Origin of the sequence: Streptomyces sp. A1136 (genome assembly GCF_004795055.1) — a bacterium.
Classification (GTDB): domain Bacteria; phylum Actinomycetota; class Actinomycetes; order Streptomycetales; family Streptomycetaceae; genus Streptomyces.
Map to the genome: position 1 here is coordinate 167687 of NZ_SSBJ01000007.1, position 20214 is coordinate 187900.

Annotated in this window: 17 protein-coding genes, 1 tRNA gene and 1 pseudogene; 8 read left to right on the plus strand and 11 right to left on the minus strand. The window is 73.5% G+C overall.

Translation table 11 applies throughout. The annotated features are described in order from the left end of the window. Positions 1 to 194: 194 nt before the first annotated feature. On the minus strand, positions 195 to 1184 hold the full coding sequence (locus tag E6R62_RS09345) for a helix-turn-helix domain-containing protein (protein WP_240801563.1): 990 nt from the start codon (positions 1182 to 1184) through the stop codon (positions 195 to 197). 219 nt (positions 1185 to 1403) lie between these two features. Here E6R62_RS09345 and E6R62_RS09350 point away from each other — a divergent pair, with 219 nt between their 5' ends. The 3 genes from E6R62_RS09350 to E6R62_RS09360 all read left to right on the plus strand — a co-directional run bounded on the left by E6R62_RS09350 (position 1404) and on the right by E6R62_RS09360 (position 3914). Continuing rightward, on the plus strand, positions 1404 to 2072 hold the full coding sequence (locus E6R62_RS09350; protein ID WP_136212861.1) for a helix-turn-helix transcriptional regulator: 669 nt from the start codon (positions 1404 to 1406) through the stop codon (positions 2070 to 2072). Positions 2073 to 2136: 64 nt separating this feature from the next. Then, positions 2137 to 2694, plus strand: a complete 558-nt coding sequence (locus E6R62_RS09355; RefSeq protein WP_168714007.1) for a toxin-antitoxin system, toxin component — start codon at positions 2137 to 2139, stop codon at positions 2692 to 2694. Further along, positions 2691 to 3914 (plus strand): MAB_1171c family putative transporter, encoded by a 1224-nt coding sequence (locus E6R62_RS09360; protein ID WP_136212862.1) that lies wholly within the window; start codon positions 2691 to 2693, stop codon positions 3912 to 3914. Before E6R62_RS09355 ends, E6R62_RS09360 begins: the two co-directional genes overlap by 4 nt. Here the strand turns inward: E6R62_RS09360 and E6R62_RS09365 are convergent. Both E6R62_RS09365 and E6R62_RS09370 read right to left on the minus strand, forming a co-directional pair. Next, the gene (locus E6R62_RS09365; RefSeq protein WP_136212863.1) at positions 3892 to 4668 is read right to left on the minus strand and encodes a DUF4239 domain-containing protein; all 777 of its coding nucleotides are present in this window, start codon (positions 4666 to 4668) and stop codon (positions 3892 to 3894) included. The two genes, E6R62_RS09360 and E6R62_RS09365, sit on opposite strands and share 23 nt — an antisense overlap. Before the next feature lie 36 nt (positions 4669 to 4704). Further along, positions 4705 to 5241 (minus strand): hypothetical protein, encoded by a 537-nt coding sequence (locus E6R62_RS09370; RefSeq protein WP_136212864.1) that lies wholly within the window; start codon positions 5239 to 5241, stop codon positions 4705 to 4707. A gap of 216 nt (positions 5242 to 5457) precedes the next feature. On the opposite strand from E6R62_RS09370, the gene E6R62_RS09375 reads away from it, so the two are divergent. Beyond that, positions 5458 to 6642, plus strand: a complete 1185-nt coding sequence (locus tag E6R62_RS09375; protein ID WP_136212865.1) for a glycosyltransferase 87 family protein — start codon at positions 5458 to 5460, stop codon at positions 6640 to 6642. A gap of 10 nt (positions 6643 to 6652) precedes the next feature. Here the strand turns inward: E6R62_RS09375 and E6R62_RS09380 are convergent, their stop codons facing one another. The 3 genes from E6R62_RS09380 to metG all read right to left on the minus strand — a co-directional run bounded on the left by E6R62_RS09380 (position 6653) and on the right by metG (position 10528). Then, a complete protein-coding gene (locus E6R62_RS09380; protein WP_136212866.1) occupies positions 6653 to 7324 on the minus strand; it encodes a response regulator transcription factor in 672 nt (223 codons plus the stop codon). Next, a complete protein-coding gene (locus E6R62_RS09385) occupies positions 7312 to 8634 on the minus strand; it encodes a sensor domain-containing protein (RefSeq protein WP_136212867.1) in 1323 nt (440 codons plus the stop codon). Before E6R62_RS09385 ends, E6R62_RS09380 begins: the two co-directional genes overlap by 13 nt. Before the next feature lie 178 nt (positions 8635 to 8812). Then, entirely contained in the window at positions 8813 to 10528 is a 1716-nt protein-coding gene (metG, locus tag E6R62_RS09390; protein ID WP_136212868.1) for a methionine--tRNA ligase, read from the minus strand. 565 nt (positions 10529 to 11093) lie between these two features. On the opposite strand from metG, the gene E6R62_RS09395 reads away from it, so the two are divergent. Together E6R62_RS09395 and E6R62_RS40755 are read left to right on the plus strand one after the other, a co-directional pair. Continuing rightward, positions 11094 to 11687: an RNA polymerase sigma factor gene (locus E6R62_RS09395; RefSeq protein ID WP_240801564.1), complete on the plus strand. Its 594-nt coding sequence runs from the start codon at positions 11094 to 11096 to the stop codon at positions 11685 to 11687. A gap of 782 nt (positions 11688 to 12469) precedes the next feature. After that, positions 12470 to 13189, plus strand: a pseudogene (locus E6R62_RS40755) (IclR family transcriptional regulator C-terminal domain-containing protein); the annotation flags it as partial. 355 nt (positions 13190 to 13544) lie between these two features. Here E6R62_RS40755 and E6R62_RS09405 read toward each other — a convergent pair. The 3 genes from E6R62_RS09405 to E6R62_RS09415 all read right to left on the minus strand — a co-directional run bounded on the left by E6R62_RS09405 (position 13545) and on the right by E6R62_RS09415 (position 16517). Further along, entirely contained in the window at positions 13545 to 15242 is a 1698-nt protein-coding gene (locus E6R62_RS09405; protein WP_276615552.1) for a serine/threonine-protein kinase, read from the minus strand. A 111-nt stretch (positions 15243 to 15353) separates the two neighbouring features. Beyond that, positions 15354 to 15441 (minus strand) — tRNA-Leu (locus tag E6R62_RS09410). 134 nt (positions 15442 to 15575) lie between these two features. Next, complete coding sequence (locus E6R62_RS09415; protein WP_136212870.1) at positions 15576 to 16517, minus strand: beta-ketoacyl-ACP synthase III; 942 nt, start codon at positions 16515 to 16517, stop codon at positions 15576 to 15578. A 224-nt stretch (positions 16518 to 16741) separates the two neighbouring features. On the opposite strand from E6R62_RS09415, the gene fdhD reads away from it, so the two are divergent. Further along, complete coding sequence (fdhD, locus tag E6R62_RS09420; protein WP_136212871.1) at positions 16742 to 17569, plus strand: formate dehydrogenase accessory sulfurtransferase FdhD; 828 nt, start codon at positions 16742 to 16744, stop codon at positions 17567 to 17569. A gap of 13 nt (positions 17570 to 17582) precedes the next feature. Here the strand turns inward: fdhD and E6R62_RS09425 are convergent, their stop codons facing one another. Both E6R62_RS09425 and E6R62_RS09430 read right to left on the minus strand, forming a co-directional pair. Further along, positions 17583 to 18020, minus strand: a complete 438-nt coding sequence (locus E6R62_RS09425) for a (2Fe-2S) ferredoxin domain-containing protein (protein WP_206308692.1) — start codon at positions 18018 to 18020, stop codon at positions 17583 to 17585. A 9-nt stretch (positions 18021 to 18029) separates the two neighbouring features. Next, positions 18030 to 19082, minus strand: a complete 1053-nt coding sequence (locus tag E6R62_RS09430; protein ID WP_136212872.1) for a bile acid:sodium symporter family protein — start codon at positions 19080 to 19082, stop codon at positions 18030 to 18032. A gap of 200 nt (positions 19083 to 19282) precedes the next feature. On the opposite strand from E6R62_RS09430, the gene E6R62_RS09435 reads away from it, so the two are divergent. Next, a complete protein-coding gene (locus E6R62_RS09435; protein WP_136212959.1) occupies positions 19283 to 20134 on the plus strand; it encodes a LysR substrate-binding domain-containing protein in 852 nt (283 codons plus the stop codon). Positions 20135 to 20214 lie beyond the last annotated feature (80 nt).

Genomic DNA, 20214 nt, shown 5'->3' on the forward strand with positions numbered 1-20214 from the left:
ATCGGTGACACGGCGGCGCGACCCGGCTGGGGCGCCCCGGCCGGGTCGACGCGGCGCGGCACACGATCAAGGTCTCCAGTGTCCACCGCCGGGAGTGCCCGCGGGGGCGGCCCCGGCCGGTGATCCGCCGGGATTCGGCCGGCACCCGAGGCCGGCACCGAAGGCCGGCACCGAAGGCCGGCCCCCTCGCGCGGTCAGTCCCCCAGCGACGGCACGGCGCGCAGCCGCGCGCCCTGCTGGTGCGGGTACCCCTGGCCCGGACGGACCGGTCCGGCCGGCAGGCCCTGCGGCGCCGAGAGGATCAGGGTCATCCGGGTGAGCCCCATCGCGTCCAGCATCCGGCTGGATTCCGCCACCATCCGGCAGCGCACCAGGCCCCAGCCGGGGTCCGGGTGGCGCACCGTCCGTACGGCCCCGTCCTGCTCGGCGGCGTCCGCGCCGTGGGTGCTGAGCCAGTGCGGGACGCCGTAGCGGTAGGCGGCCTCCATGAAGGGGTCGCGGGCCACCTCCTGGCGGATGCTCCGCAGCCCCTCGTCGTCCGGGGCGCCGGCCAGCGCGGTCGCGAACCGGGCCAGCAGCGGGACGCACCAGGCCGGTTCGTGGTCCTCCAGCACCGCGGCGGCGTCCGGGTGGAACAGCACGAAGCGCAGGAAGTTGTCGTCCGGCAGGGCGGTGGGGTGCGGGCGCACCGACTGGAAGAGCTTGTCGAAGGCCGAGTTGGTCAGGGCCACGTCCCAGCGGTGGTCCACCAGGAAGCTCGGGTAGGGAACCGCCTCCATGAGGGCCGCGTAGTCACACAGGTAGTCGCGCTGGGCGGGGTCGTCGGGCAGCCGGTTCTCCTCGGCGGCCCGCCAGGTGGGCGGCGGGTCCCGGTCGACCATGACGCGGAACAGCCAGAAGCACTGCCGCTCGCTCATCTCCAAGGCCTCGGCCAGGGCAAGCAGTTTGCGGTCCGTCCATTCCTTCACCAGGCCGCGTTCCCAATTCCCGTACGCCCGCACACTGATGCGCAACCGCGCGGCGAGATCTTCCTGGCTCAGGCCCAGCTCCTCGCGGCGCTGGCGCAAAAGCTCCTTGCGTCGCTCCGACCGCACTGCGCCACGGGCCGACTCGTCGCCCGTCAGGCGTTCCTCGCCGGCTCGGGCGAGGCCATCGGACGGGCCCACCGCTGCGAGATGTGGCACCGAGAGCTCCCCCTCCTCACGGTCTGGATCTTCATTTCCGTGTGGCGATCCTGCTACCGACTTCATTCGAGTGTCAACTATTGTGGCAATTCCGGCCTGACGACAGCTCATTCCCGCCACAGCTGTGGCAAGTTCTGGCCCTCCGGGGGGAGACCGGATAGATTCCCTGGGGCCGACCCCGTGCCCGAATTGACCCCGCGCGATCTAGGAGAACCACTGGTGACAGACGGCTTCCCGGCTCCCGTCGCGGTGGCCAACGCGTCTCTGGCGGCCACCGTCACGCGGGTCGCCGAACTCGCGGGCAAGATGGGCCGCGACCTGAACCAGGTATTCGACCTCCGTCGACTCTCCGAGGCCTCGGGTGTCCCGACGGACGTGATCAAAACCCTGCTCGACGGCCGGCGGGCCGGCGAACCCGATCTGCAGACCCGCTTCCTCCAGCGTCTGGACCTGCTCCGGCGGACCCGTGTGAAACCCAACGGCCGCCGCTACACCCAGCAGGAGATCGCGGACGGAGCCGGCATGTCCCGGCAGCAGGCGGGCGCCCTGATCAACGGCGACCGCCGCCCCACGATGGAGCACTGTGACGCCATCCAGCGCTTCTTCGGGGTACACGCCGGCTTCCTCACCGCCCACGACGCAGACGCCCTCACCGACGCCCTCCAGCGCACCGAGCAGCAGCTGCTCCAGGACTTCGCCGGACGCGAGCGCGAAACCGTACCCGCCGAGGCCGCGTCGGACGGCGATCCGCTGGCAAGACTCCTCCAGAACCACGGCGTCCGGGGCATCGCCTGGCGCGCCGCCCAACTGCCCAGCGACAAGCACCGGGACAAGGTGACCGAATGGCTGGACATGCTGCTCGAAAGCGTCAAACCGAACGAATCATGACCCAGTCGAAAGTCTGGATCTGATCCTTGAGTCCTGATCCGGATCCGCGCCGACGGGGAGAACGGTGAGCATAGGCAGAGAGCAGCGGCGGTTCTGCGGGGAACTGGTGGCCGGCATCAAGCCGACCGCGCCCGTGGAGCCTGTGGACCTCTACGCCGCCCTCTGCGAGGGCATGAGCAGACAGCGGGGCCGACCGGTGGAGTTCCGGATGGCCGCGTTCCCCCCTGGAACGGCCAGCGGACTGTGGCTCGACATCGCGGATCGCGACCTGATCGTCATCGAGGAACGCACGGCCCCCGACCACCAACTGGTGATCCTGGGTCACGAACTGTGGCACATGAAGGCAGGGCACTGTAGCCACCACGTCGACGGCGCCGCCGTCGCCGCGCGGCTGCTGGCCGGCGAGGCCGACATCGGCGAGACCGTCCGCCGCGTCGCCGCGCGCACCCGCGCGGACGTCCGGGAGGAGACTGAGGCGGAGACCTTCGGGCTGCTGCTCGGCAGCCGGTGTCGCAACTGGCTGGCCGGTTCCGGCGGCCACCGCGCCCCCGCCCAGCGCGACCAACTCGCGGGCAGGATCGAAACCTCCCTCGGGTACCGGGGGCACAGGAACGAGCTTTGAACGGACAGGACTACTACATCCCCGCCGTGGCGATGGCCGTCTCCCTCGCCTTCAAGGTGCCGGCCCTGCGGGCCGACTGGCGCGATCCGCTGCTGCGTTCCGTCTGTGCCCTGCTGACCCTGGCCGGAGCGGTGTTCACCTTCGCCGCCCCGCCGACCATCGCGGCGGTCAACCGCTGGACCGGGGTCCCCAACGTCTCGGCCCCTCTGGTCTACTGCCTGATGACCGCGTTCAGTGCCGCCTGCCTGGTGCTGATCTTCAACTGGCGCGGCGGCGAGCCCGAGGAGATCCGGCGCACCTCCCGGCGCTGGATCACCGGCTACTCCGTGGTCATCTGCACCATCATCGTCGTGTACGCGCTCGGTTCGGCCCCCGTGGAGCGACTGCGCGACTTCGACACCTACTACGCCAACACCCCGTACATCCGGCTGATGATCGCCGCCTACCTGCTGGCCCACAACGTCGCCGCCATCACCATGACGGCCATGTGCTGGCGCTGGGCCCTACAGGTCCGCGGCTGGCTGCGCGCCGGCCTGTTCATCATCGTCGGCGGCTATTCGTTCAGCCTCGCCTACGACGCCGCGAAGATGTCGGCCGTCGTCGCCCGCTGGACCGGGCACGACCTGGACGACCTGAGCACCCTCGTCGCCCCGCCGCTGGCCTCCATGGGGGCGCTCGTCAGCGCCATCGGCTTCGTGCTGCCACTGCTGTGCCAGCGCCTCTCCGACAACTGGCGCACCTGGTCGACGTACCGGCGCCTGGGCGCCCTGTGGTACGAGATGCAGAGCACCGCGCCCGCCGGCACTCCCTCGGTCCGGATGTCCTGGTGGTCCCCGGCCGAGATCAGGGTGATCCAGCGGGAGTCGGACATCCATGACGGCTTCCTGCGCCTGGGCCCCTGCTTCGACACCCGCTGCCGGGACCTCGCCTACGAACGGGCCCGGGCGGACGGCTCCGACGAGGCCACCGCCCGCGCCGTGGCCGACGCCGCGATGGTCGCCGCCGCAGTGCGCAGGAGCGCCGGCGACCCGGAGGGGACCCGGGGCGGGGACGGTGCCGACGAGGGGGCCGATCGGGTGCACGTCGCCGCCGACGGGCCGCGCGACCTCGTGCGGATCTCCCACGCCCTGCGCCACTCGCCCCTGGTGGCGGCGGCACGACGACAGGCCGCCGCCCTGTCCGGTGGTTGCACCGCGCCTAGCGCGCCGCGGCGATCGTGACCTTCGGGAAGAGGTCCTCGAACGGCCCCGCGGAATCCGTTCCGTCCCGGCCGTACGGCGCGTCGAAGCTCCACACCATGAACAGCAGGAACACGATCAGCGCGCTGAACAGCCCCGCCAGCAGCAACTCGCGGCCGGAACGGCGGATCTGGAGGGTGAAGATCAGCCCGACGGTGACCACTCCGCCCACCAGCAGACCGAACCACACCACCCCCGGCAACGTCGACTCGTCGCTCTGCATCCGCGAGTGCCTCGCGTCGTCGGCGGCCGCGATGTGGTCGAGGAGCGGCTGGTAGGCCTGCGCCTGGAGTTCGGTGGCCGGGCTCTGGTGGGTGACGTCGGTGCGCAGCTTGCCGAGCAGGTTCGCGCCCTCCGTGGACGCGGCCTGGCCGGAGGTCAGCCGCGGCCAGTCGACGTTGACGGTGTGGGAGACGTAGGCGTCCACCTCCCCGCGGATGCGGTCGCGCACCGGCGTCGGGTAGACGTCGGCGCGCTGGGTGACCTCGTACAGCGACTGGGCCTCGCGCCGCACGCTGTCCTCGGCGGAGCCGCGCGCCTCCCAAACGCCCGCGATGGCCAGGCCGAGCACGATCGCGTAGACCACGCCGACCATCATCGTCATGTACTCGATGACGTCGGGGGTTTCGCTGGTGTCCTCGTCCTCCGCGACCCGGCGGTGCCGGAGCATGGTGCATGCGAGGACGAGGGCGCAGACGAGCGCCATGGCGATGGCCAGGACCAGCCATTCGGACACGAGGGTTCTCCCGTTCGAGGGTCAGAAGTGGAAGGGCTACCGGGCGCTCTTGGAGCGGGGGCGCAGCGCGGCGGCGGCGAGCACGGCCGGGGTCGTGACGACGACCATCAGCATCATGGTGGACATGCCGTGCGGGCCCCTGCGCTCAAGGGCCGACGGGTGGTACGTCGGCACGTGGAAGGCGGTCACGGGCGCGGCGGCGGCCTTGGGCGGGGACGGAGCGGAAGCCTTGGCCGGCGCCGCCTCCGCGACCGGTGCGGCAGCCGCCCCGACCGGCGGAGGCTGCGCCCCCTCCCCCGGCGTCCCCGGTCGGGCCGGGAGGTCGGGGGCCCGCCCGGGGTGGTACACGGTCGGCCGCCGGTCACCGGGCGCGGTCACCCGCGGGGACGGCTCCGCCGGCGGCGTGACGGCCGGGAGCCGCACGGACGGCGGCCGCGGATGCCCGGCGGGTACGCAGATGTCGACTCGGGCGCCGTGGCCCGCGCCGTCCTCGGCGACCGCCACATGACCGTGCAGCGGGCACAACGCGCCCACCAGCCCGGCCCCGGCGACGTACTGCCAAGCGGTCACCACGCGACTGGTCCTCCCGATCGGTTCCGCGGCGGAGACGAGGGTCCCCGCTGAAGAAACGATCACGGCCCTGCTTCGACACGCACGGAACGCCGGGCGCCGCGTCCGGCCCGCGGACGCCCGTCCCGCGAGCCGCTGGGCGAGGTAGGGAAAACCCCACCGTGAAGCATCGACCTGGGCGTGCAGACCGGGCCCGGCCCGCCCGGCTGCAATGGGCGCATGACCCCCTACGCCTCTCCGTCCCGGTTGCCGGCCCGTCCTTCCCGGTGGGCCGCCGGCTGGCTGCTCGCCGCCGTCTGGGCGCTGTCCTTCCCCCTGTTCTCCCCGCTGGGCCCCCACCGGCTGTGGGGCTGCTGCGCCGCGGCCGGATATCTGGGCGCGGCGGCCGTCACCCCGTGGCGGCCGAGGGTCGCGACGGCCGTCGCCCTCGTCGGGGCGGTGGCCGTCCCGCTGATCTGGCTGGTGCTGAACGGCCGGGGCCAGTCGGAGGTCATCGTCATAGAGCGCTCCGGCCGGCTGCTGCTGGAGACCGGCCGGCTCTACCTGGACCGGCCGGCCGGGGCCGAGGAGTACACGCCGTACCTGCCGGGCATGGCCCTCTTCGGCATCCCGCACACCGTCCTGGGCCGGCTCGGCGACGCCCGGCTCTGGTGCGCCGGCGCCCTGTTCGGCGGGATGTGGGTGGGGCGGCGGCTGGTGGGCGGACGCCCCGGCGGGGCGCTTCCCGTCCTGGTGGCCTCGCCGGTGGTGGCCCTGCCGCTCGTGGTGAGCGGGGTCGACCTGCCGTTGGCCGGGCTGTGCTGCCTCGCGCTCGCCGCCGCCTCGGCCGGGCGGCCGGTGGTCACCGGGGCGGCCCTGGCGGGCGCCTGTGCGCTGAAGTGGACGGCGCTGCCCGCGGTGGCGGTGGCGCTCGCCGTGCTCGCCTGCTGCCGGGGCCGGCGGGCGGCGGTTCGTTGCGCGGTGGTGGCGGTGGCCGGGACGATCCCGTTGATCCTGCCGAGTGCCGTGTCGCAGCCCGGGGAGCTGTGGCGGCAGGTGTTCGCCTTCCCGACCGGCCGGGCGCCGGTGGCGACCCCGGCGAGCAGTCCGCTGCCGGGACACCTGCTGGCGGAACTCGGCACGTGGGGCTGGTACCTGACGGTCGGTCTGTTGGCGCTGGCCGGTCTGGGGGTGGCGCTCTCCCTCCTGGTGCGGCCGCCCCGCGCCCTGGTAGCCGCGGCCGACCGGCTCGCCCTCGGACTTACCCTGGCCTTCGCCCTGGCCCCGGCGAGCCGCTTCGGCTACCTGGCACTGCCCGTGCTGCTGGTCGTATGGGCGCGGTCGGTGGACCCCGGCGCCCGCCGGGGGCGCGTGGTGGTCGGCGCCCGCCCGGACCGGCGCAGTCCCGCTGTCACCGTGCGGTGAGGCGCGGTCCTCAGGCGGGGGCCGAGCCGCGCAAGTGGGCCAGGACCGCCAGGACGCGCCGGTTGCCCTCCGTCGGGTCCAGGCCGAGCTTCATGAAGATGCTGCCGGCGTGCTTGACGACCGCCGCCTCCGTGATGAACAGCCGTGCGGCCAGCGTCTGGTTGTTGAGCCCCTCGGCCATCAGGGCCAACACCTCGCGCTCGCGCGGGGTGAGCCGGCCCAGCGGCTGGTCCGCGCTGCGACGGCTCAGCAGGACGCGCACCACCTCCGGGTCGATGACCGTATGGCCCGCCGCCACCCTGCGGAGCGCGTAGAGGAACTCGGCCACGTCGCCCACCCGGTCCTTGAGCAGATAGCCCAGCCCGGCGGGGCCACCGGCGCCCGCCCCGACGGTCAGCAACTGCGTCGCGTAGGCCGTGGCCACGTATTGGGAGAGCACGAGAACGGGCAACGAGGGGTCCCGGGCGCGCAGTTCGAGCGCCGCCCGCAGCCCCTCGTCCCGGAAGCCGGGTGGCATCCGCACGTCGGTGACGACGATGTCGGGCCGCTCCGTCTCAACGGCCCGCACCAGCTCCGTCGCGTCGCCGACCGCGGCGAGCACCCGGTGGCCGCCGCGGTCCAGCAGCTCGCCCAGTCCCGCCCGCAGGAGTACGGAGTCCTCCGCGAGTATCAGCCGGAGCACGGGACCACCACCCGAAGTTCCGTCGGCCCGCCCACCGGACTGGAGACCACCAGCCTGCCTTCCAGCATCGCCACCCTGTCCGCGAGACCCGCCAGGCCCGCGCCCGCGGCGGGATCGGCCCCGCCGCGGCCGTCGTCGGTGACGGTGAGGGCGAGCCGGCCCCGCTCGACCCTACCGGTGACCTCGATACGGGTGGCGCCGCTGTGTTTCGCGGCGTTCGTCAGGGCCTCGGTGACGGTGAAATAGGCCGCGATCTCGACCGGTTCGGGCAGCCGGGGCACGTCCAAGTCCACTTGCACCGGCACCGGATGGCGCTCCACGAGCTCCGCCACGGCGGCCGCGAGGCCGTGGTCCGTCAGGACCTGAGGGTGGATTCCCCTGACCAGGTCGCGCAGTTGGGCGAGGGCCCGCTTGGCCTCCGCCCTCGCGCGGCCCACGAGCGCCGCGCCTCCGGCGGCCTGCGGGACCTGGCGCAGCTCCAGCTCGGCGAGCCCCAGCGTCATGCTGAGGGCGACCAACTGCTGCTGGGCGCCGTCGTGCAGGTCCCGCTCGATGCGGCGGCGCTCGGCCTCGAAGGCGTCGACCAGACGCACCCGCGACCGGGTCAGCTCCAGCACCCGGTCGTCGTCCTCGCGGGGTCCCAGCAGCAGCCGGACGGCCTTGACCTGGGCCCCGGCCACCAGCGCCCCGGCGTAGGCCGTCACCACCAGCCCGGCCGCGCCGACCGCCGTGCCGCCCAGCGCCTCGGGTAGGCCGTCGACGGGGTTGCCGGGGATCAGCATCACCGTGTCCGGTGCGATGGCCCAGACGATGACGGGGGTGGAGAGGAGGATCAGCGAGAAGGCCAGCAACGCGATGACGCCGAAGCCGGCCGGCCCGAACACCGTGCCGAGCAAGGCCGCGTACCCCAGCTCCCGCCAGGTCGCCCGCTCCCTTAGCCGGGTCCGCAGCCACGCGCCGGCGCCGGCGCCGCCGAGCGAGGTGTGCGGGTCGCCCACCGGGGCCGGTTCGGCGAACCGCAGCCGGCGGCGCTCCAACCGTCCCAGTGGCACCGCGCCGGCCACCGCGGCCGTGAGCAGGAGCAGCCCGACGCCGGCCGGGGCCAGCAGCAGCCCGAGCCCGAGGCACACCGCCAGCGTGAGAAGCACCGCGTACCCGAGGACGCAGCCGCTGCCCAAGTACGCCCAGCAGCGCCAGGGCCACCACGAGAGCAGGAACCGCACCGGGCGCCGCAGCGCCCGCCAGACGGCGACGGGCGGTTCGGTGGCCGCCTCCGCGAGCACGGTCGGGCGGTCGGACGTTCGGGACATCCGGTCAGCCTACGGCCCGCGCGGCCGCGGCGGCGGGCAGCCGGGGCACACCCCCGCACCGCACCCGGCGTCTCCCGCGGCGCGAGCCCCGTCACGGCGAACGGGGCGGCTCGAAGGGGTACGACGAAGGGGCACGACCCCCCTGGGTCGCGCCCCTCGCCCGGCCGGTTCCGGGGGCTCAGGCCTCCGGGGAGCCGCCGAAGCGCTCGCGGTAGGACTCCAGGTCCTCCTCGGTGATCTTCGCGAAGAGCACCGGCGGCACCATGAACGGCGTACCCGCCGGGACCGCGTCCAGGGAGGCGGCCTGCTCGGGGGTCACCCAGGTCGCCGTGTCGTCGGCGAGCGCGAACGCGGAGCGCATCGTGCGGGCCGAGGCCGGGATGATCGGCTCGGAGACCACCGAGTAGAGGTGGATCAGGTTCATGGCGGTGCGCAGGGTGAGCGCGGCGCCCTCCAGGTCGGTCTTGACCTCCAGCCAGGGGGCCTTCTCGTCGAGGTAGGCGTTGCCGGCGGACCACAGGGCGCGCAGCGCGGCGGCGGCCTTGCGGTACTGGAGCGCCTCCATGTGGCCCTCGTACTCGGCCAGCAGCTCGGCGATCTGGGCGCCCAGCCTGGCCTCCGCCTCGCCCGCGGGGCTGCCGGCCGGGACCTCGTCGCCGAACTTCTTGCGGGAGAAGGTCAGTACCCGGTTGACGAAGTTGCCGAGGGTGCCGCCGAGGTCCTTGTTGACCGTGGCGGCGAAGTGCTCCCACGTGAACGACGAGTCGTCGGACTCGGGCGCGTTCGCGATGAGGAAGTAGCGCCAGTAGTCGGCCGGGAGGATCTCCAGCGCGTGGTCGGTGAAGACGCCGCGCTTCTGCGAGGTGGAGAACTTGCCGCCGTAGTACGTCAGCCAGTTGAAGGCCTTGACGTAGTCGACCTTCTTCCACGGCTCGCGGGTGCCGAGCTCGGTGGCGGGGAACATCACCGTGTGGAACGGGACGTTGTCCTTGGCCATGAACTGGGTGTAGCGCACGTCCTCGGCCTCGTACCACCAGGACTTGTAGTCGCGGTCCGCCGGCTCGGCGTCCGCCCACTCCTTGGTGGCGGCGATGTACTCGATCGGGGCGTCGAACCAGACGTAGAAGACCTTGCCCTCGGCGGCCAGCTCGGGCCAGGTGTCGGCCGGGACGGGGACGCCCCAGTCGAGGTCACGGGTGATCGCGCGGTCGTGCAGGCCCTCGGTCAGCCACTTGCGGGCGATGGAGGAGGCCAGCTGCGGCCACTCCTCCTCGTGCTCCGCGACCCAGGCCTCGACCTCGTGCTGGAGCTTGGACTGGAGGAGGAAGAGGTGCTTGGTCTCGCGGACCTCCAGGTCCGTGGAACCGGAGATCGCCGAACGCGGCTCGATCAGGTCGGTGGGGTCCAGGACGCGGGTGCAGTTCTCGCACTGGTCGCCGCGGGCCTTGTCGTAGCCGCAGTGCGGGCAGGTGCCCTCGACGTAGCGGTCCGGCAGGAAGCGTCCGTCGACCGGCGAGTACACCTGGCGGATCGCGCGCTCCTCGATGAAGCCGTTCTCCTGGAGGCGGCGCGCGAAGTGCTGGGTGATCTCGGCGTTCTGCTTCGAGGAGCTGCGGCCGAAGTAGTCGAAGGACAGCTCGAAGCCGTCGTAGACCGCCTTCTGGGCGTCGTGCGCCTGCGCGCAGAATTCGGCGACGGACAGGCCGGCCGCCTTGGCGGCGAGTTCGGCCGGGGTGCCGTGCTCGTCGGTGGCGCAGATGTAGAGGACGTCGTGGCCGCGCCGGCGGAGGTACCGGGAGTACACATCCGCCGGAAGCATCGACCCGACCATGTTGCCCAGGTGCTTGATCCCGTTGATGTAGGGAAGCGCGCTGGTGATCAGGTGTCGAGCCATCCTCGGATGCTCCATTTCATATGTGCGGTACGTGCGGCGGCGAAAGGGCCGTGACGGATTGTGATGCTGTTCATCGTATCGAACCGTCGAAAGGCCCCGCGCCGCGTTTTCCGCGGGTGGACATACGCAAAAGCGAGGGCAGTGACCTCTCCGTCACGGCCCTCGCGCTGGGGTCATGTTACAGGCGCGGCGACGAGGCCCCCGACCCCTGACCGCAGCGTGGACGAGAGGGGGAGGGAGGAACCCGTCGCGCGGCCCCGCCGCCGTATTGCCGGGTGGGAGCGCCTGCCGGGGGGCATATGCGTACGCGCCGGTTGAGCCGTCACCCGATCGAAGGAGATCACGAGTCGATCGTCACCGAACGCTTTGCTTCCAGGTTTCCTCTCTGCGCCCTTCGAATGCGCCCGCGCTGACAGGCTGAGGGCGAGAACGCCGGGCAGGCGGGACGCGGAGCACCCGGAGCAGGAAAGCGGCCGGAGCACGAGAGCGCGACGGGCGTACGAGGGCCCGGCTCGACGACGAGGGTTCAGGGCATCCGGCGGATTCAGGGGGACGAGGTGGAGCGGTGAGCGATGGCGGACCGGAGGAGTCCGGCGGTGCCGTGGGGCTGCCGAGCCGGCGACGGCAGCCGACTCCCATGACCCAGTGGGACCCGCCCGCACGACTGTCCTATTGGGCTTTCCACACCAATCGGCGGCCCGCGTACATGCGTTTCGCGTACCTTCAGCTCGGCTCCGACGCGGCCGCCGAGGACGCGGTGGACGCCACCTTCGACTCGATCATGAACGAGTGGCTCCGGATGCTTCACATGGACCGCCTCGACGCCTACGCCTGGACAGTCCTCAAGCAACGGATCGTCGACCGCCAGCACCGCCGTACGCCCTGCCCCGAACCGATGGACATCAGCGCCTTCGAGGCGGCCCTCAAGGAGGTCCACACCGACCAGTACGCGGTGCTGACCGACACCATCCGCTTCTACTCGGCCGTCTCCCGGCTCGCCGAGCGCCAGCGGGACGCGGTGCTCCTGCGCTACGGGCTCCGGTGCAGCCCCGGCGAGGCCGCCGCCGTGATGGGCGTCGACGAGGCCACGGTCCGTTCGCAGCTCGGGCAGGCCCACCGTCGCCTCGCCCGCCTGCTCGACGCCTCCGCCGAATCATGAGGCCGCGAGAGGGCCGTGACTGCGACGGCACCCCGCGCTCCCTGGCCGAGTTCCTGGACCGGGCGAGCGTGCGCGACCGCTATCCGCACTACGACCTCGGGGCGGCGGAGGCCCGGCTGCTGCGCATCCCGCACCCCGGCCTGGGGCACGCGCACGGCCGGACCCGGCGCCGTTCCGGCTACGGCTGGAGCGATCCGGCGCGCGACGTCCCGCTCGACGCCGAACGGGCCCGGCGCGACCTCAAGGCCGTGTGCCTCGCCGTCGTGTGCGAACCGAAGGCCGAGACGCGGCTGCGCTCCTTCACCGACCGCGGCCACACCGACCTCGTCGGAGCCGTGGTCTTCGGCTGTCTGCTGCACCTGGCGGGGATGCGGGAGGGGGCCCGCTTCTGGTGGCAGTACGCGGCCGGTTCCGGCCGGGCACGGACCGCGCCGGCCGCCTACTGCCTCTTCCTCGACCACTCCCGGCGCGGCGAACACCACGACGCCCGGGTCTGGGCGGTCGAACTCGGCCGTCGCGGCTTCCGACCGGGGGGCCGCCGCGACCTGCGGGAGGTGCGGCTGTGCGCCCAGGCGGCCGTCCTGCGCTACGTCGACCAACTCGACGACCCCGACCTGGGACCGGTACCGCTGCCCAAGCCGGGGCTCGCGTCGGTGGTCGCCGCGTTCCGTTCCCCGGTGCGGCCCTCGGCTCCCACCCGGCTGGGCGCCGGCCCGCTGCGCCACCCGTCCCTGACGGCTGCGGCCCAGGTCAGCGGCTCCCCTGCGGGCCCGGGGGAAGCCCTGGCGGAGGCCCACCGCGCCCTGGCGGTCGTACGCGTCCTCGAACGGCACCCGCTGGGCGTACGGGCCGGCCGGCTCGCACACGAGGCGGGGCTGGCCGAGGCGGAGCTGCGCCCGCTCCTGACGATGCTGTGCGAGGAGGAGTACGCGTACCGCCCGGGCGCGGGGGTCTACGGCCGGGGGCCGGCGCTGGACCGGCTGGCCGCACCGGGCCGCGCCGGCTTGGCGAAACAGTTGCAGCGGACGCTGGCGCTGGCGCGGGACAGCGCGGGCGCCGCGGTCTACCTCAGCCGGTACGCCGAGGGCGAGGTCCGGATCACGCAGATGGCGGACGGGCCCGGGACCCCGCCGGTGCGCGAGTGGGTGGACTTCCGGGCCGCCGCGCACGCCAGCGCCGTCGGCAAGTGCCTGCTGACCCAGCTCGACCACGACCGGCGGGCCGATCACGTGGCCCGGCACCGCCCGGCCCGGCTCACCCGGCAGACCATCACCGACAGCCGGGTCCTGTTCAACGCCCTGGACGCGGTGGCGCCCGGCGCACCCGTGTTCGACCTGCGCGAGTACTCCCCCGGGGTCGTCTGCGCGGCCGTCCCGATCGCGGCCGGCGACGCCGCCGGAAGCCTCGCCCTCTCGCTCCCGGCGACCCACGCGCACCGGCTGAGGCAAGCCACCGGGGCACTGCGCCGCAAGGCCGTCCCGGTGCTCCTCGCGCTGCTCCTGACGGGGGCGATCCCGCCGGACGCCCCGGACCCGGACTTCCCGGACGCCGGGGACCCGACCCTGCCGGCGGGCGGCCCGGTGCCACCACCCGCCGGTGCCGCGGGGATCACCCCGGAGGTCCTGCGCCACCTGCGGAACATGTTCCGCACGCCACTCACCGGTTCGACGACCGCGGCCACGCCGGAGGGCCCGCACCTGGTCAGCGACTCGGCGTCGGCGTCGGCCTACCTCTTCGACGCCGCCTTCGACGGCGGACAACCGCGCCTGGCCCTGCCACGCACCTTCGGCCCCCTCGGCCCGGGCAGCCTGTCGACGCCCGGGGGGCTGGTGGTGCTGCGGGCGTGGGACTGAGGCGTCAGCCGCCCGGGGTGAAGGAGTCCAGCGCGGCGTCGAAGTGGCTGCGCGCCTCCGCCCCCCGGCCGACGGGCGCGGAGACCCAGACGTCGTACATGCGGCCGTTCTCGTCCCAGCACACGTCGAAGGTGTGCCGGGCGCCCTCGGCCGCGGTGAAGCCGTTCCAGGTGAACTCCCAAAGGGCGGCGGGCAGTCCGTTGTGGGTGGTGGCGACGACCGAGGCGTCGCGGTAGCCCGGGTTGGTGTCGGGGCCGGCCGCGTCGGAGGCCCGCATGACGCCGAGCGGACCGCCGAAGGACGCCGGCTTCGTCTTGACGCCGATGCGGAAGGCCCCGTCCGGGGAGACGTAGAAGACCCGCTCGGAGTCGGTACTGCGTTGGTAGCCCTGGGGCACCGCGATGCTGAAACCCTGCGGGTCGGCCGTGATGCCGTAGCCGGCGGGGGCCCGCTTGGCGGTCGCGGCGGCCGGCCGGGACGACGGCGGCGGCGGCGGGGACGGTGTGGACGAGACGGGGGCAGAGGTCGGAGCCGGGGCCCGGGGGGAGCCCGGGGCGGCGGAAGCGGGTGCCTCGGGGGCCACCCTGCCGGCGGTCGGGCCGGGCGCCGCCCGCCCGGCCGGGTCCTCGGTACGGTCCCTGAGCAGCGAGGTCACGGCCAAGGTGGCCACCACGGCCACCACGACCAGAGCGGCCGTCAACCCGGCACGCAGCCCCGGCCGCATCGGCCGCGGCGTCACCACGGCGGCGGTCGCGGGCGCCGGGGCGGGGACGGGGGCGGCCACCGGGGCGGGGACGGACGGGGGCGTGGGCGGTACGGCGTCGACGGGCTCGGGGCCCCGGGCCGCCGGAACCGCCGGTGACGCGACCGGGCCGACCAGCGGGACCCGGCCCGTGGCCACGTACGCCGACAGCAGCCGCTCCGCCTCGTCCGCTCCCAGTCGGCGCTCGGGGTCACGCTCCAGGAGCCCCCGGATGACCGGCCGCAGCGGACCCGCCTGCGCCGGCGGTTCGATCTCGGCGTAGACGACGGCGTGCAGGACCCCGCCGAGCGAATCACGGCGGAAGGGCGACTCCCCGGTCAACGCGGCGCACAACAGCACGCCGAGCGACCACAGGTCGGAGGCCGGACCGGCCGCCGCGCCCCGCATCCGCTCGGGAGAGGTGTACTCGGGCGAGCCGACGAACGCACCGGTCTCGCTGATCGTGGTGACCCCGGCGAGGTGGGCGATACCGAAGTCCGTGAGCACCACCCGCCCCGTCCCGGCCTCCATCAGGACGTTCGCCGGTTTGACGTCGCGGTGCAGCACCCCCCGCGCGTGCGCCGCGCCCAGCGCGCCGAGCAGGGCGAGGCCGGTCCGCGCCGTCTCCTCGACGCCCAGGGGGCCCGCGGTGGAGAGCCGGTCGGCGAGCGAACCGCCGTCGACGAGCTCCATCACGATGTGGGCACTGCCCTCGTGGTCCACGACGTCATGGACCACGACGACGTGCGGATGCCTGACCTGTGCGACGGTCCGGGCCTCGCGCAGCGCGCCGCTGGTCTCGCGGCCGCCGTCGAGGTGGAGCTCCTTCACGGCGACGGACCGGCCGAGCAGCTCGTCCTCGGCCCGCCACACTGTGCCCATCCCACCCCGGCCCAGCCGCTTGTCCAGGCGGTAACGACCGCCGATCACAACACTGTTGCGTGGCTCGCCCTGCGACACGTTCTCCCCCTAGACCCGTTCCTGGCCATGATGCCGCACCGGGGGTCGACCGGGGGGAGCGGACGCGGGGGGCGCAAACGCAAAAGAACCCCACCGGAGTGGGGTTCCTGCTGGTGTCCGAGGGGGGACTTGAACCCCCACGCCCGATAAAGGGCACTAGCACCTCAAGCTAGCGCGTCTGCCATTCCGCCACCCGGACCAGGTGGTCGGCCCCGGTTTCCCGCGGCGACATGGACAACAATAGCAGGGGATCGAGGTGGTTCCGACCAGGTATTCGGTCCGGAGCGCTTCCGGCGCACCGCGCTGACCTGCGGGCATGGCCCGGCCGGCGGGTCAGGGGCAGTGGATGACCTGTCCCGCGTAGGAGAGGTTCCCGCCGAAGCCGAACAGCAGCACGGGGGCACCGGAGGGGATCTCGCGGCGCTCGACCAGTTTCGACAGGGCCATCGGGATGCTCGCGGCGGAGGTGTTGCCGGAGTCCACGACGTCCCGGGCGACGATCGCGTTGACGGCGCCGATCTTCGCGGCGAGCGGCTCGATGATGCGCAGGTTGGCCTGGTGCAGGACGACGCCCGCCAGCTCCTCCGGGGTGATGCCGGCCTTCTCGCAGACCTTGCGGGCCAGCGCGGGGAGCCGGCTGGTGGTCCAGCGGTAGACGGCCTGCCCCTCCTGGGCGAAGACCGGGGGCGTGCCCTCGATCCGGACGGCGTGGCCCATCTCGGGCACCGAGCCCCACAGGACGGGTCCGATGCCGGGCTCGGCGCAGGCCTCGACCACGGCGGCGCCCGCGCCGTCGCCGGTCAGCACACAGGTGGTGCGGTCCGTCCAGTCGGTGATCTCGGTCATCTTGTCGGCGCCGATGACCAGCGCCCGGGTGGCGGAACCCGCCCGGATCGCGTGGTCGGCGGTGGCCAGGGCGTGCGTGAAGCCCGAGCAGACGACGTTGATGTCCATGACGGCGGGTCCGCCGCTCATGCCCAGTTTGGCCGCGACACGGGCGGCCATGTTGGGCGAGCGGTCGATCGCGGTGGAGGTGGCCACCAGGACGAGGTCGATGTCGCCGGGAAGCAGCCCGGCGTTCGCGAGGGCCTTGCCGGCGGCCTGGAAGGCCAGCTCGTCGACCGGCTCCTCGGGCCCTGCGATGTGGCGGGTCCTGATGCCGACCCGCGAGCGGATCCACGCGTCGTTGGTGTCGACCATCGCCTCGAGGTCCTCGTTGGTGAGCACTCTCGCGGGCTGGTAGTGCCCTAGCGCCACCACGCGTGAACCGGTCATGGGCGGGATTCCCTCTCGTACGACTGTCAGGTTCACCCAGCTTTGCCTGCTACCGGCGGGTACGGGTGCGTGTGACCCGACAGGATTAAGGGCCCGTAATTTGGAGAATTCAGAGGATCTTCCTGCCGGGGGCACCCGAAACGGCACATCCGCGAGAATGGGCGCGGCAGGTGCGCGACCGACAGGGCGCACGTCAGAGCGACAGGGAACGGTGGACTGATCACATGGGACGGGTCACCGAACGCCGTCGCGTCGTCCGGATCCGCGGCGGGGTGGCCGGGACCCGACCGGACACGCTCGTGGCCGAGGAGCCGCTGGAGATCCGGCTGAACGGCAAGCCTCTCGCGATCACGATGCGCACGCCGGGCGACGACTTCGCGCTGGCGGTGGGCTTCCTGGTGAGCGAGGGCGTCCTCGCGCACGCCTCGGACGTCCAGGCCGTCACCTACTGCGAGGGGGCGACGGAGGACGGGACGAACACCTACAACGTGGTGAACGTGCACCTCGCGGCCGGGGTCGCGCTGCCGGACATCTCGCTGGAGCGGAACGTCTACACCACCTCCTCCTGCGGCCTGTGCGGCAAGGCCAGTCTGGACGCGGTCCGCACCGCGACCCGCTTTGCCGGGCTCGCCGCCGATCCGGTGCGGGTGAGCGCGGCGGTCCTCGCCGGGCTGCCGGACCGGCTGCGTGCGGCGCAGAAGGTGTTCGACCGCACCGGCGGCCTGCACGCGGCGGCGTTGTTCTCGGCGGAGGGCGAATTGCTGGACGTACGGGAGGACGTGGGCCGGCACAACGCCGTGGACAAGATCGTCGGCCGGGCGCTCCGGGCCGGGCGGCTCCCGCTGGGCGGCGCGGTGTTGCTGGTGTCGGGCCGGGCGTCCTTCGAGCTGGCGCAGAAGGCGGTGATGGCCGGGATACCCGTGCTGGCCGCCGTGTCGGCCCCCTCCTCCCTGGCCGTGGACCTCGCGCTGGAATCGGGGCTGACCCTGGTGGGCTTCCTTCGCGGGCAGGACATGAACATCTACGCGGGCGAGGAGCGCGTGACGCTCTGAGGCCCGGCGCGCCTCATCTCCCGGCGCGCCCCCGCCGGCCCTCGCGGCGCTCCGGCCGGGGCTCGGGGGCCGGCGGATCGATGCGGTGCAGTTCCAAGGTCGCGGGGAGGGGACCCGCGCCGGGGCCGCCCGCTTCGGCCCAGGCGACGATCTCGTCGGTCGCGGTGTCGTCCAGGGCCCAGCCGAACCAGGCCGCCTTGGCTCCCCGGCGCCGGGCCTCGCTGGTGGGCTGGACCACGATGACGTTGGCCTGCGCGCACGGGCCGAGGCAGTCGCTCGTACGGACCGCCAGGCGTCCGCCGGAGGCGGCCGCGGCCTCGCGCAGCCGGGCCAGTTGGCCGGCGTGGTCGGTGCCGGGGTTCTTGCGGGGGTCCCCGCAGCAGCAGCCCCGACAGACCACGAGGGTGCACGGGCGTTCGGCGTGGGCGGAGAGCGGGCGTATCCAGGTCACCGACGCACGTTACCGGGCCCGTGCGGTGGGGTGTCGGAGCGTGCGGGAGACCTCCGCCACACGGTGGGCGGGCAGTTCGGCGCAGGCGGCGGGCTCTGGGTCCCGGGCGCGGCGGCGGGCCGGCACCGCGCAGACCATCAGTTGCATCTGGTGGAACAGCATCAACGGCAGCGCCGCCAACGCGGCCTGCGGGCCGAACAGCACGCCGGCCATGGGCAGTCCGGCGGCGAGGCTCTTCTTCGACCCCGCGAACTGGATGGCGACGCGGTCCTCGCGGCCGAACCCGAGGCGGCCCGCCCCGTACCAGGTGAGCGACAGCATCGCGGCGAGGAGTACGGCCTCCACGGCCAGCAGTGCCCCGAGGCGCGGGAGGCTGACCCGGTGCCAGATCCCGGCGGCCATGCCCGCGCTGAACGCCGCGTAGACCACGAGAAGTATGGAGCCCCGGTCCACGTATCCGAGCACCTTCTTGCGACGGACCAGGAAGCGGCCGACCCAGGGGCGCAGGGTCTGACCCAGGAGGAACGGCACCAGCAGGTGGAGCACGATGGCCGCCAGGGAGTCGGTCGAGAAGCCGCCGGTCGTCCCGCCGAGCAGCCCGGCCGCGAGCAATGGTGTGAGGAGGACCCCGACGAGGCTGGAGAACGAGCCGGCGCAGACGGCGGCGGGCACGTTGCCGCGGGCCATCGAGGTGAAGGCGATCGAGGACTGGACGGTCGAGGGCACCAGGCACAGGAAGAGCAGGCCGTGGTAGAGCTGCGGCGTCAGGACGCCCGGGACGAGCACGCCGGCGGCCAGGCCCAGCAGCGGGAAGACGGCGAAGGTGGCGGTGAGCACGGTGAGGTGGAGCCGCCAGTGGCGCAGGCCGTCCAGGGTCTCGCGGGTGGAGAGCCGGGCCCCGTAGAGGAAGAAGAGGAGGGCGACGGCGCAGGTCTGGGCCGCGTCGGCGGCGGTCGCGGCCGCGCCCCGCGCGGGGAGCAGGGCGGCGAGGGCGACCGTGGCGAGGAGGGCCATGACGTACGGGTCCGGCGGGAACCGGGCGGGGAGGCGGGGGCGGCGCATACGGTGCTCTCTCGGGGCGGGTGGCGATGGCGGCCGGCGGTGTGGCGGTCGGCCGGGACGGCGGGCGGTGTGGCGCTCCGGCCCGGACGCCGGGCAGCCGGTTTCCCATGCTCGCCCGGCGGACGCTCATCGGGAAACCCGTACACCACACTGACTGTCATCATGAATCGCAATAGGCTGGTGTGGTGAACGGACCCGGCATGTACGACCCCGCCCAGCTCCGCACCTTCCTGACCGTCGCCCAGACGCTCAGCTTCACCCAGGCCGCCGGCCGGCTCGGGGTGCGCCAGTCCACCGTCAGCCAGCACGTGCGGCGACTGGAGGAGGCGACCGGCCGGCCCTTGTTCGCCCGTGACACGCACAGCGTCGAGTTGACCGAGGACGGCGAGGCGTTGCTCGGCTTCGCCCGGACCATCCTGGAGGCGCACGAGCGGGCCGCGGCCTTCTTCACGAGCACCCGGCTGCGCGGCCGGCTGCGTTTCGGGGCGTCGGAGGACTTCGTGTTGACCCGGCTTCCCGAGATCCTCAAGACGTTCCGGCAAGAGCACCCGGAGGTCGATCTGGAGCTGTCGGTCGAGCTGTCGGGCACCTTGCACGAGCGGCTGGACGCGGGACGCCTGGACCTGGTGCTGGCCAAGCGGCGTGGGCCGCAGGACGGGCGCGGCCGTCTGGTGTGGCGGGACCGGATGGTGTGGATCGCGGCGCCGGGGCTGCGGGTGGACCCGGAGCGGCCCGTTCCGCTGATCGTCTTCCCACCGCCGGGAATCACCCGGGCGCGGGCCCTGGAGGTGCTGGAGCGGGACGGGCGGCCCTGGCGGATCGCGTGCACGAGCGGCAGCCTGAGCGGGCTGATCGCGGCGGCCCGCGCGGGGCTGGGCGTGATGGCGCACACCCGGGGCCTGGTCCCGCCGGGCCTGGTCCGGGTCGGCGGGCTGCCGGAGCTGGGGCCGGTGGAGTTCGCGCTGCTCCAGGGGCGGCGTCCGACGCCGGCCTCGGACGCGCTGACGGCCGCCGTCCTCTCCGCCGGCGACGGACTGAGCCGACCGGCCTGAGCCGGGCGACCGGTCGCCCGCGCGCAGGTCACGCGCGCCCCGAACGGCCCGGGGGGATCTTGTGGAGGTTTCCCGGGGGG

Excerpts from the sequence above, each read along its gene's own strand:
- E6R62_RS09385 (WP_136212867.1), bottom strand. The coding sequence starts at position 8,634 with ATGTCCCGAACGTCCGACCGCCCGACCGTGCTCGCGGAGGCGGCCACC.
- E6R62_RS09415 (WP_136212870.1), bottom strand. The coding sequence starts at position 16,517 with ATGACCGGTTCACGCGTGGTGGCGCTAGGGCACTACCAGCCCGCGAGA.
- E6R62_RS09430 (WP_136212872.1), bottom strand. The coding sequence starts at position 19,082 with ATGCGCCGCCCCCGCCTCCCCGCCCGGTTCCCGCCGGACCCGTACGTC.
- metG (WP_136212868.1), bottom strand. The coding sequence starts at position 10,528 with ATGGCTCGACACCTGATCACCAGCGCGCTTCCCTACATCAACGGGATC.
- E6R62_RS09435 (WP_136212959.1), top strand. The coding sequence starts at position 19,283 with ATGTACGACCCCGCCCAGCTCCGCACCTTCCTGACCGTCGCCCAGACG.
- E6R62_RS09375 (WP_136212865.1), top strand. The coding sequence starts at position 5,458 with ATGACCCCCTACGCCTCTCCGTCCCGGTTGCCGGCCCGTCCTTCCCGG.
- fdhD (WP_136212871.1), top strand. The coding sequence starts at position 16,742 with ATGGGACGGGTCACCGAACGCCGTCGCGTCGTCCGGATCCGCGGCGGG.